This window comes from Gilliamella sp. Imp1-1 (assembly GCF_001690415.1).
GTDB lineage: Bacteria > Pseudomonadota > Gammaproteobacteria > Enterobacterales > Orbaceae > Gilliamella > Gilliamella bombi.
Genome location: NZ_LZHK01000097.1, coordinates 1 through 12,310, shown reverse-complemented (window position 1 = coordinate 12,310; position 12,310 = coordinate 1). Strand labels below are relative to the sequence as shown.

Here is a 12,310-nt window from a genome sequence, read left to right as displayed (position 1 = left end):
TACCAAAAAAATAAAATAAAAAAGGCGCAAATATTTAAGGTTTAGCGCCTTTTTAACTTACATTGAGAACAGTTTATTTAAGTTCTAATTCATTCATCGCAGCGATGCTAAATCCACCGTCAACATGAATGACTTCACCTGTAATACCTGATGCTAAATCTGAACATAAAAATGCCGCTGAATTACCCACATCTTCGGTTGTCACAGTGCGACGGATTGGTGTTACTGATTCACAGTGAGATAACATTTTTTTGAAATCTTTAATACCCGATGCCGCCAGCGTACGAATAGGACCTGCTGAAATTGCATTAACACGGACACCTTCAGGACCCATAGCATTTGCCATATAACGCACATTTGCTTCTAGTGAGGCTTTAGCAAGTCCCATTACATTATAGTTAGGGATTGCGCGCTCAGCACCAAGATAAGAAAGTGTCACTAATGCTGAATTTGGATTTAGCATTGAACGACATGCCTTAGCCATAGCAACGAAGCTATAAGAGCTAATATCGTGAGCAATAGCAAAACCTTCACGGGTAACGGCATTAACATAATCGCCATCTAACTGATCACCTGGTGCGAAAGCAATAGCATGAACAAAACCATCAAATTTATCCCAAGTTTTTGCAAGTTCAGAAAATAGTTCAGAGATGCTTTCATCATGAGCAACATCGCAAGGTAAAACGATTTTAGAACCAAAATCAGCGGCAAACTCTTCAACGCGTGTTTTTAATTTATCATTTTGGTAAGTAAAAGCGAGTTCAGCGCCTTCACGATGCATTGCTTGTGCAATACCGTAAGCAATTGAACGATTACTTGCAACACCAGTAACGAGTATACGTTTACCTGTTAAAAATCCCATAAATTATTCCTCTAATTTTCACTATATAGTCTAGGATGGTGACGATTATATGTTGATCAAGCCAACTTCGCCACTATAAATTTATTTTCGTTGATAGGTTTTTATTTTATTGTCTAAAATAAATGATTGTTTACCATATTAATATCCTACTATAATAGTCAACTATTGTTTTTTTATAGGAGGTATCAATTTGAATAATTTAGTTTGTTACAAAACATTGCCTATTTGGAATGCTGATACATTACCTGCGTTGTTGCGTCAAAAGCATAATACCCAAATTGGTACATGGGCGAAGTTAGAAATTTTAAAAGGAAGTATTGGTTTTGAAATGTTAACCGAACAAGGCGAAGTGATTACTAAGCATTATTTTGATACTCAGCAGCAACCGCCATTTATATTGCCACAGCAATGGCACCGTATAGCCGAAATATCAGATGACTTACAGTGCCAGTTAGCATTTTACTGTTTGCCTGAGGATTATACTCAAAAAAATACCAAATGACCAAAACCTACTCCGAGGTAATTAGCGCAACAAAGATTATCCAAATAGGAAAGGCATTGGATTTAGGTTGTGGTTCAGGTCGTAATTCACTCTACTTGCAGTTACAAGGCTTTGATGTTACCGCTGTTGATAAATCAGAGCTCAGTATTGGAAACTTACAAAAAATCATTAATGATGATAACCTTAAGCACATTAATGCAATGGTTTACGATATCAATCAAGCAAATTTACAGGGCGAATATGATTTTATTCTTTCGACCGTTGTCATGATGTTTTTACAACCCGAAAGAATTCCAGCTATTATTAATAATATGCAAAAAATGACCAAATCAGGGGGATATAATTTAATTGTCAGCGCCATGTCTACGCCTGATTATCCTTGCTCTGTTGGGTTTTCATTTACTTTTAAAGAAAACGAGTTGCACCAATATTACCAAGATTGGGAAATACTAAAATATAACGAAGATGTTGGACAATTACATAAAACAGATATACATGGAAACCGAATTAAATTAAGGTTTGCCACCTTATTGGCTAAAAAGCGATAACAATTACAGGATATATCATCCTGCAATTTAATATATTTGGATTAAAGTGTATTTAGTTTTTCGCCAACTGTAAACCAAGCCTTGCGAGAGTTTAACAAATCTTGGGAAGACATCGGTTTTTTTCCTGCAGGTTGTAAAAGTGTCATATTCAATGCGCCGTTGCTGGTTGCAATACAAATGCCATTTTTATTGGCTTGCAAAATTGTGCCAGCCGGCTGTTTTGAATCCATTTTTACCACATGGGCTTGCCATACTTTTACAGGCTCACCATTAACCTCAAAATAACTCACTGGCCATGGGTTAAAAGCCCGAACGCAACGCTCAAGTTGCACGGCAGGCAAATTCCAATCAAGTTTAGCTTCCTGTTTTGACAGCTTTTCGGCATAGGTTGCTTGCGTCTCATTTTGTTTTTCAGGTTGGATTTTTCCTTCAGTGATTAACTCTAATGTATCAAGCAAGCCTTGCGGACCGAGTTTTGCGAGTTTCTCATACAGTGATGCGCTAGTATCGGATTGCTCAATAGGACAGGTAAGCTTATAAAGCATATCACCCGTATCAAGGCCTGCATCCATCTGCATAATGGTAATTCCTGTTTTTTCATCGCCTGCCCAGCAAGCACGCTGAATAGGGGCTGCGCCACGCCAGCGTGGTAGTAATGAACCATGCACATTTAAACAACCTAATCTAGGTATATCAAGTACAGTTTGTGGCAAAATAAGTCCATAAGCAACAACAACCATAATGTCAGCATTTAATTCAGCAATGATTTTTTGATTTTTTTCGGATTTAAGCGTTGCTGGTTGATAAACAGGAATATTATTCTCAACAGCTAATTGTTTAACAGGGCTTGCTGTTAATTTATTACCACGACCTGCTGGGCGATCTGGTTGCGTAAAAACAGCAATTACATTATGGCGTGAGTTAATCAGAGCTTTTAAATGAGTTGCAGCAAAATCGGGTGTACCAGCAAAAATAATATTTAAAGGTTTAGTTGCATGTGGCATAAGCGTTATGTCCATAATCAAAAATTTATCTGAATTATACCCGAAATTTTAGTGAGAATCTTTAATCAAAAACACTCATAGATATGATAAACATCTTAGTTGGTATTAAATCTGATAATATTTATGTACATTAGGTTATGTTATGTAATTATCCCTCTAATATAATACGATTAAACGGTATAAATGATTTCAGAAAAAACGCTTTATGGCTTTCTAGCGAATTATTTTAATCGATGAGATCCTTATCTTGCATCATGTCAGGCATAGTTATATTATGACTACAATGCTATATTATTTAAGGAATAAATTATGTTAAAATCAATTGATCCAACAACAACCCAATCTTGGAAATCCCTTCAAGCTAGTTACGAAAAACACCACAATAAAACCATTGCACAAATTTTGAAAGAAGAACCGAAACGCGTTGAAAAACTTACTATTCCTTTTGAAGATGAGTTTTTAGTTGATTTGTCTAAAAATAGAGTAACGCAAGAAACGCTAGAATTGCTTTATAAGCTAGCAGATGAATGCGATCTAATTGGTGCAACTAAAGCCATGTGTAGCGGTGAAAAGATTAATCGTACAGAAAATCGAGCTGTATTACATGTTGCATTACGTAATGTATCAAATACACCAATTTATGTTGATGGTAAGAATGTGATGGATGATGTTAATACTGTCTTAGCTAAGATGGAATCATTCAGTAAAAAAATCATTAATGGTGAATGGAAAGGATACACTGGTAAAGCCATTACTGATGTGGTCAATATTGGTATTGGTGGTTCAGATCTAGGGCCAGTAATGATTACCGAAGCATTACGACCTTACAAAAATCACTTAAACATGCATTTCGTATCAAATGTAGATGGCACACATATTGTTGAAGCGTTAAGAGGCTTAAATCCTGAAACTACTTTATTTTTGGTTGCATCCAAAACTTTTACCACTCAAGAAACTATGACAAATGCACAAACAGCACGAGCATGGTTACTTGATGCTGCTAAAGATGATAAAGCAGTTGCTTTGCACTTTGTTGCTCTTTCAACTAATGCTAAAGAAGTTGAAAAATTTGGTATTGATACAGCTAATATGTTTGAATTTTGGGATTGGGTTGGTGGACGTTATTCATCTTGGTCGGCAATTGGCTTATCGATTGTTTTATCAATTGGTTTTGATAACTTCAAACAATTTTTAGCTGGTGGCCATGCGATGGATAAGCACTTCCAGAGCGCACCAATTGATAAAAATATCCCAACGTTACTGGCATTAATTGGTATTTGGTACAACAATTTTTGTGGTGCCGAAACTGAAGCTATTTTACCATATGATCAGTACATGCACCGTTTTGCGGCTTATTTCCAACAAGGAAATATGGAGTCAAATGGTAAAAGTGTCGATCGCAACGGTAATAAAACACCTTACACAACAGGTCCAATTATTTGGGGTGAGCCAGGAACCAATGGTCAACATGCATTTTATCAATTAATTCACCAAGGTACTAAACTCATTCCTTGTGATTTTATTGCGCCAGCAATAAGCCATAATCCAGTTGGAGATCATCACCCAAAATTATTATCTAACTTTTTTGCTCAAACTGAAGCTTTAGCTTTTGGTAAAACAAAAGAACAGGTCGAGCAAGAGTTCATAGCTGCAGGAAAAAATCTTGATGAAGTGAAGTCTGTTGTACCATTTAAAGTATTTGAAGGTAATAAACCAACTAATTCAATATTAGTGAAAAAAATTACACCTTATGCTCTTGGTGCCTTAGTTGCGATGTATGAGCATAAAATCTTTACTCAAGGCGTTATTCTTAATATATTTAGTTTTGATCAATGGGGTGTTGAACTTGGTAAACAACTTGCTGGACGTATTTTACCTGAATTAGCAGATGATAAACCAGTTAGCTCTCACGATGATTCAACAAATAGCTTAATCAACCAATACAAAAAATGGCGTTAAGTATTATTAAAAAAGATAAGTTATAACATAAAAAAAACCTTCAGCTAAAACTGAAGGTTTTTTATAATAGTGAAAAAATTATTTTTTCACACGCATTATTGGTGTTTTACCTGCTTCGACAGAGCCCGATAATTTATTTAATTCTATTATGGTTTCCATATTAGAAATAACTACCGGAGTTAATACCGATTTGGCTTTGCTTTCAAGTAGAGGTAAATCAATTTCAATAATGGTATCACCCACTTTAACCTGCTGACCTTCTTCTGCAACTCGCTTGAAACCTTCACCTTTTAGTTCTACTGTATCAATACCGAAGTGAACAAAAAGCTCAATACCTTCATCTGATTCTATAGCAAAAGCGTGGTTAGTTTCGAAGATTTTGCCTATTTTCCCACTTAATGGAGCGACAATTTTATTACCAGAAGGTTTAATTGCTACTCCATCACCAACGATTTTTTCAGCAAAAACCACATCTGGCACATCTTCGATTTTAACGATTTCGCCACTTAAGGGAGCAATAATCTCGATGCTGTTTTTATTATCATCGGATACGAATTGCTTAATTTTATCGAATAGACCCATTATTGCCTCCTAACAAATTTGCTTTTCAGCAGTGTAATTTTCAATTAAATCAATTATTTCTTTAGAAGTTGCTTTTTCTAATACAGTATCAGCAAATTTCTTCGCTTCTTCATAGTTAGTGTTGCGAATTAATTTTTTGATTTTAGGAATTGATACTGCACTCATACTAAATTCATCAAGTCCCATACCGAGCAATAAGATTGTGGCTCTTTCATCACCGGCAAGCTCTCCACACATACCTGTCCATTTACCTTCTTTATGAGAAGCATCGATGACATTTTTAATCAGAGTTAACACTGAAGGCGAAAACGGATTATAAAGATGAGAAATTAATTCATTACCACGGTCAACGGCAAGCGTATATTGTGTTAAGTCATTGGTACCGATACTAAAAAAGTCTACTTCCTTGGCTAAGTGATGTGCAATCACAGCTGCAGCTGGAGTTTCAATCATTACGCCGATTTCAATATTTTTATCAAATGCTTTACCTTCAGCATTCAATTGTTCTTTAAGAATATTGATTTCGGACTTTAATGTACGAATTTCTTCAACAGAAATAATCATTGGGAACATAATGCGCAATTTACCAAATGCAGATGCACGCAAAATTGCACGTAATTGTGCATGAAGTACTTCTTTACGATCTAAACAGATTCGAATTGCTCGCCAACCTAAGAATGGATTTTCTTCTTTTGGTAAATGCATATAAGGTACATCCTTATCGCCACCAATATCCATGGTACGGACAATTACCGATAAACCATTGGTTGATTCAGCTACTTCTTTATATGCTTTAAATTGTTCTTCTTCGTCAGGATAAGCTTCACGATCCATAAATAAGAATTCAGTACGGTATAGACCAACACCCTCATAACCGTTACGTTCAGCACCTGCAATATCACGCACTGTACCAATGTTACCGCAAATTTCTACTTGATGGCCATCAAGGGTTACAGCAGGTAGATCTTTCAATTTAGCTAGCTCTTCTTTATCACTAATATATTTAGCTTGAACTTGTTTTAATTTTTCTTGAGTTGTGTGATCTGGATTGATATAAATAGCATTATTTATTGCATCTAAAATAACAAAATCACCTTGTTTGATTGCTTGAGTTGCATTAGATGTTCCAACGATAGCTGGGATTTCTAAAGAACGAGCCATAATTGAAGTATGCGAAGTACGGCCACCAGCATCAGTAATAAAACCTAGCACCATATCCAAGTTTAGCTGAGCTGTTTCAGAAGGTGTTAAATCGGTTGCAACTAAAATACATGGTTGGCTAATAGCACTCAAGTCAACAATTTCAATACCTAAAATATTTTTGAGTAAACGTTTACCAATATCACGAATATCAGCGGCACGTTCTTTTAGGTATTCATCATCTAGATTCTCTAATTCTTTAGCTTGAGTTTCAAATACAGATTGGACAGCGGCATCAGCGGTTGAATGTTTACTTTGAATGCGAGAAATAACTTCTTGTTCAAGATCCTCATCTTCAAGAAGCATAATATGCCCTTCAAAAATGACCGCTTTATCTTCGCCTAATGTGGATTTTGCTCGTTCCATAATCGTATGTAGCTGTTTACTTGATTTTTGGCGAGCTTCCTTGAAGCGCTCAATTTCAGCCTCAATCTTGTTATCAAGAATTTGCCTATTACTAATAACAATAGGCTCTTCTTTTAATAATAGCGCTTTAGCAAAAGCGATACCGGGGGAAACAAGTGTACCTGATACCATAACATTTAATCCTTATTCTATTTTAAAACCGTTCATAGCTAATCGGGAGTTATTATTCCAACTCAGGAATTAATTTTACTAAATGAGCAACAGCTTCTTTTTCGTCTTCACCTTCGGCAGAAATGGTAATAGTTGTGCCTTGTGATAAACCTAATGTTTGTAACTTAAACAGACTTTTAGCACTCGCACTTTTACCATTAGATGTGACAGTAATTTCTGCATTAAAGTTCTTTGCTTCTTTAACAAATTGTGCAGCAGGGCGGGTATGAAGACCGTTAGATGCAGTAATAGTTACATCTTGTTTATACATATTATTTTACTCCCAAAATATTTTGTTTCACCGACCAATATAAATAAAAAACGCCTGAAAGGCTAGTAAGATTTAATTGATCTTTTATATTAAGTCAGCCGTATTAGCTATCACATTAAGATAGCCGTAATTTATCAGTATCGGTAGATACGAGTGACTTTATCACTACATTTTTTAAATTCTACCTGTCCATGGATTCCATGTTTAATATTCTCAAAAACGATTTCTTCACTACCATCAAGTTGTGATGCACGGATCTCATCTCTACAGAAAGCTTCAAATCGTTGTAATTCCTGTTCACTATTACCCAATTTATAAGATGAAGGTAAATCTTGGCTGGTTACATAGGTATGTATTTTATCTTGCACATCAAGGACAATTACGCCTTTATTAGATAAAAACGAACTACAGGAGGTTAATGATAATATTAATCCTGCAAAAAATAATAGTTGCAGAGAAAATTTCATGATAAATCCTATAATGTTCAAAATAATTCCTTTATAAAGCACAGCAACCTGTTTATGATTTATAATTAGATGCAAATTATATACTAATAATCGAAGAAAGTGCAGAGTGCATTTTTCTTGATGTAATAATATTAGGGGAAGTTTATGTCAGATACTATTAATTACGACGAATTTAATCGCCAATTAATCCAAAATAAAATAGGCATTACTGCTGCTGAGTTACATGGTTTTCTTTCAGGCATATTAGCTGGAGGTAACTATGACGAAAGCTGGCGTCCATTAGTTGAGGATATGTTAAATAATGGTCAAAAAATGCCAACATCATTAGATGAAAAAATTAGCCAACTTTATGCGCTTATCAAACAGCAATTTTTTGAAGAAGATTTCAGCTTTCAGTTATTACTTAGCGACAAAGATTTATATACACAACTGGATGATCTAGTTGGTTGGGTAAATCATTTCTTACTTGGTATTGGGCTTGTGCAACCTAAAATTAACCACATCAAAGGTGATGTTGGTGAAGCTATTTATGACCTACGTCAAATTGTTAAACTAGGCTATGATGAAAATGAAGATCAACAAGAGCTTGGTTTTGCTTTTGAAGAGATAAAAGAGTATGTTCGCATAACTTCTATGCTATGTTTTGATGAATTTAACGAATTTAATGAGGCTGACACACCCCCAACAATCCATTAATATTAATAACATTACATCTTCAGGGGCATCACAATGATAAATACTGATATCGAAACAGAACTTTTTGCACGTCGAGAAAAATTACTAGCTCAAATGATACCAAATAGTGTCGCACTTTTTTTTGCTGCTCCAGAAATGACGAGGAGTAATGACACCCACTACCCATATCGACAAAATAGCGACTTTTGGTATTTTACACTTTTTTCTGAACCAGAAGCGGTATTTGCAGTAGTTAAACAAAAAGATAATACAACTAAATACATATTATTTAATCGCCCCAAAGATACGCTAGCAGAGACTTGGACTGGTTACCGTTTAGGTCAAGATGCCGCATTACAGACGGTTTTTGTTGATGAAGCTTATACATTTGATGAGATTGAAAAAGTATTACCTGATTTATTAAATGGCAAAACGGCGGTTTACCATGCCGACCAACAGTATCAATATGCCGATAGAATCGTAAATCGCGCAATGAATACGCTGCGACAAGGAAGTAGATTAAATCTTTATGCACCAAACAGCACGATCGATTGGCGACCGATAGTTCATCAAATGCGCATGTTTAAATCAGATTTTGAAATAAAAATATTGCGCAAGGCTTGCAAAATCAGCGCTCAGTCTCACGTTCGAGCAATGCAAAGATGTAAACCGAATATGTATGAGTATCAACTAGAAGCTGAAATCTTGCATGAATTTGCGTGGCATGGCGCACGAGCACCATCTTATAACACCATTGTTGGTAGTGGTAATAATGGATGTATACTACATTATGAAAATAATAGTCAGCAGTTAAAAGATGGCGATTTAGTTTTAATTGATGCGGGTTGTGAATATCAGTACTATGCAGGCGATATAACTCGCACTTTTCCTATCAATGGCAAATTTAGCCAAGCTCAACTTGAAATTTATAACATCGTTTTAGCATCACAATATCAAGCCATTAAATTGTTTAAACCGGGCACTTCAATTATGGAAGTCAATAATCAAGTTGTAAGAACGATGGTAGAAGGTTTAGTAAAACTCGGGATTATGCAAGGTGATGTTGATAGCTTAATTGCTAATAAAGCTTATACACAATATTACATGCACGGTTTAGGCCATTGGTTAGGTATTGATGTGCATGATGTTGGTAGTGGACGAGATCGAATTCTAGAGTCAGGAATGGTATTGACTGTTGAACCAGGGCTTTATATTAATCAAGAATCAGATGTACCAGCACAATATAAAGGTATCGGTATTCGGATCGAAGATAACATTTTAATTACTGACACAGGGAATGAAGTTCTGACAGGTGATGTTCCAAAAGAGCCAGCCGAAATTGAAAAATTAATGGAAAATAAATTTACTCATTAATTGTGTCGTTACCGTAATTTTTAAAATAAAAATTACGGTTTTTTGTTTTCATCTATCTAATTATTAATCCAACTTAATTGATTTATCACGGTTAAAAATAATTCTAATTTTTAGGTCTTTTGCTGGAATTGGTTTGTACTTCCAAGTTTTCATGGCATTTATTACCGAACGATTAAATATATTATTAGGATTTGCTTCAACAATGCGAATATTTTCAACTCGCCCATCGCTGTTAATATCAAACATTGCTACCACATAGCCTTCTAAGCGCATATCAAGCGCTCGGCGTGGATACTCAGGTTGATTCCGTCTAATTGGAGAAGGATTACCTGAATATTGGCGATTATCTGAAAGTTTGGGTGCAACAGAGGTATTTGCCAAATTATCACTAACCACTTCTTGCCTAACTTGTTTATGAGAAGCTTTTTGGACTGGCCTGCGCTTTTTTTTCGGCTTTTTCTCTTTTTTTACTACAACTTCCTTTTGGGGTTCAACCGTTGATTTATCGGATATTTTTTCGAGAATAGATTCAGGATTTTCTTCCTTAACTACTTCAGGTTCAACAACAGGATCAACTGGTTTTTCTTCAATTTGTTTGTTATCGATCAGTTCACTATTTTCCGCACCTTGAATTTCAGGGGTATTTTCAACTAATGATTGTTCAGGGGCGGCAAATTGCGATAGATCGACCATAATAGCTTTAATCGCATTATCGCCTTCATCAACAGCAACATTTTTAGCAAACAAGGCAGAACTAAAGAGCAAAGCAAATAAGATAAGATGCGACAATACAGAAACTGATGTACATACATAGGTATTTTTAGGTTTTTTTTTAATTGGACTCAAAGGGGCCTTAGTATCATCGAGATCTATATCAAAGTTAATCTTCATAATAATAATCATATTTAACTTAATGACAGTTATTCTAAATGAAAATGCTTATCATTTGTAGTATTATTTTAAAATAAGATGGATGATACCTTGTTGCATAAAGATATTTATCAGATAATAGAAAATAAATATCTATCATTTGTAGTGGTTAGGCTGATGAATACTCCATCAATGAATCAAATACTCGATCTTGTTAAAAATGATTTAGTCAAAGTAAATGAGGCAATACAGGCAGAACTAACTTCTGATGTGGCTTTAATTAATCAATTAGGCAATTACATCATTAGTAGTGGTGGCAAACGTATACGTCCTGTTATCGCATTATTAATAGCCAAAGCACTCAACTACCAAGGCGATAAACATATTATCACTGCTGCTTTTATTGAATTTATTCATACTGCCACCTTATTGCATGATGATGTTGTTGACGAATCCGATTTACGCCGAGGCAAATCAACCGCCAATGCACTTTTTGGCAATGCCGCGAGCGTATTAGTTGGCGATTATATTTACACACGCTCTTTTCAAATGATGGTACGTACAGAATCGTTTAAAGTATTGACGATCATGTCGGCTGCAACCAATGTAATAGCTGAAGGTGAAGTACAACAGTTGATTAATTGTAACGATCCAGATATCACAAAAGAACAATATTTAGATGTAATTTATCGAAAAACGGCACGTCTATTTGAAGCAACAGCGCATTCTGCTGCTGTCCTAGCTGGAGCTAATGAGGAGCAAGAACTCGCCTTACAAGAATATGGAAAATATTTAGGCACAGCCTTTCAAATTATTGATGATCTACTCGATTATAGCGCTGATAGCAATCAAAAATTAGGTAAAAATTTAGGGGACGATCTTAACGAAGGCAAGCCCACTCTACCGCTTTTACATGCTATGCACCACACAAAAAATGCTCAAGATGCGGCATTAATACGCCAAGCAATAGAGCAAGGTAATGGTCGACAATTATTAGATCGTATTTTAAACATCATGGACGAATGTGGTTCGCTAGATTTTACGTTACAAACTGCTCAAAAAGAAGCGCAAAAAGCGTTTGACGTTATCGCAATTTTACCTGATTCGCCTTATAAACAAGCGTTACAAGATCTTGCCTTATTGTCAGTAAAAAGAGAAAACTAACTAGGGGCTGTTGATCTTTGCTGTACATAAATTACTCAACAATACATTGGCAGCCACATTAACATAAATGCCAGTGATACCATACTGGCATAATTCCTTTCTAACTTATCGTATCTAGTTGATATTGAACGATATTGCTTGATTCTAGCAAAGGCATTCTCGACTAAATGACGATAGCGATAAAGGCACCTATCCATACTGCTTTTATCTATATCCTTACCATAATTACGTTTAGCAATCACCGTTCGTCCGCCTT

12 protein-coding genes and 1 pseudogene are annotated in these 12,310 nt (G+C 35.5%); 5 read left to right on the top strand and 8 right to left on the bottom strand.

Translation table 11 applies throughout. The annotated features are described in order from the left end of the window. Positions 1–73 precede the first annotated feature (73 nt). A complete protein-coding gene (gene fabI, locus A9G38_RS08375; protein WP_034911124.1) occupies positions 74–862 on the bottom strand; it encodes an enoyl-ACP reductase FabI in 789 nt (262 codons plus the stop codon). Positions 863–1,052: 190 nt separating this feature from the next. On the opposite strand from fabI, the pseudogene tehB reads away from it, so the two are divergent. Beyond that, positions 1,053–1,912, top strand: a pseudogene (tehB, locus tag A9G38_RS12900) (SAM-dependent methyltransferase TehB). A gap of 41 nt (positions 1,913–1,953) precedes the next feature. Here tehB and fmt read toward each other — a convergent pair. After that, positions 1,954–2,916: a methionyl-tRNA formyltransferase gene (gene fmt / locus A9G38_RS08365; RefSeq protein WP_034911123.1), complete on the bottom strand. Its 963-nt coding sequence runs from the start codon at positions 2,914–2,916 to the stop codon at positions 1,954–1,956. Positions 2,917–3,225: 309 nt separating this feature from the next. Between fmt and pgi the strand changes: the two genes are divergently transcribed. Then, positions 3,226–4,875 (top strand): glucose-6-phosphate isomerase, encoded by a 1,650-nt coding sequence (pgi, locus tag A9G38_RS08360; protein ID WP_034911120.1) that lies wholly within the window; start codon positions 3,226–3,228, stop codon positions 4,873–4,875. A 78-nt stretch (positions 4,876–4,953) separates the two neighbouring features. Here the strand turns inward: pgi and crr are convergent, their stop codons facing one another. The 4 genes from crr to A9G38_RS08340 all read right to left on the bottom strand — a co-directional run bounded on the left by crr (position 4,954) and on the right by A9G38_RS08340 (position 7,971). Next, positions 4,954–5,457 carry a PTS glucose transporter subunit IIA gene (gene crr / locus A9G38_RS08355; RefSeq protein ID WP_034911117.1) on the bottom strand — a complete coding sequence of 168 codons (504 nt, stop codon included), beginning with the start codon at positions 5,455–5,457 and terminating at the stop codon, positions 4,954–4,956. Positions 5,458–5,466: 9 nt separating this feature from the next. Next, positions 5,467–7,194: a phosphoenolpyruvate-protein phosphotransferase PtsI gene (ptsI, locus tag A9G38_RS08350; protein ID WP_034911116.1), complete on the bottom strand. Its 1,728-nt coding sequence runs from the start codon at positions 7,192–7,194 to the stop codon at positions 5,467–5,469. A 52-nt stretch (positions 7,195–7,246) separates the two neighbouring features. After that, entirely contained in the window at positions 7,247–7,504 is a 258-nt protein-coding gene (gene ptsH, locus A9G38_RS08345) for a phosphocarrier protein Hpr (protein WP_034911114.1), read from the bottom strand. A gap of 134 nt (positions 7,505–7,638) precedes the next feature. Further along, positions 7,639–7,971: a hypothetical protein gene (locus A9G38_RS08340; RefSeq protein ID WP_034911112.1), complete on the bottom strand. Its 333-nt coding sequence runs from the start codon at positions 7,969–7,971 to the stop codon at positions 7,639–7,641. Between the two features lie 144 nt (positions 7,972–8,115). Between A9G38_RS08340 and A9G38_RS08335 the strand changes: the two genes are divergently transcribed. Next, entirely contained in the window at positions 8,116–8,667 is a 552-nt protein-coding gene (locus A9G38_RS08335) for a UPF0149 family protein (protein ID WP_034911110.1), read from the top strand. Positions 8,668–8,700: 33 nt separating this feature from the next. Continuing rightward, entirely contained in the window at positions 8,701–10,020 is a 1,320-nt protein-coding gene (gene pepP / locus A9G38_RS08330; protein ID WP_034911109.1) for a Xaa-Pro aminopeptidase, read from the top strand. Between the two features lie 63 nt (positions 10,021–10,083). Here the strand turns inward: pepP and A9G38_RS08325 are convergent, their stop codons facing one another. Further along, complete coding sequence (locus A9G38_RS08325) at positions 10,084–10,866, bottom strand: TonB family protein (RefSeq protein WP_176713252.1); 783 nt, start codon at positions 10,864–10,866, stop codon at positions 10,084–10,086. 201 nt (positions 10,867–11,067) lie between these two features. On the opposite strand from A9G38_RS08325, the gene ispB reads away from it, so the two are divergent. After that, complete coding sequence (gene ispB / locus A9G38_RS08320; RefSeq protein WP_034911106.1) at positions 11,068–12,054, top strand: octaprenyl diphosphate synthase; 987 nt, start codon at positions 11,068–11,070, stop codon at positions 12,052–12,054. A 35-nt stretch (positions 12,055–12,089) separates the two neighbouring features. Here the strand turns inward: ispB and A9G38_RS08315 are convergent. After that, on the bottom strand, positions 12,090–12,310 hold a 221-nt coding region (locus tag A9G38_RS08315), incomplete at its 5' end, for a transposase (RefSeq protein WP_141671736.1).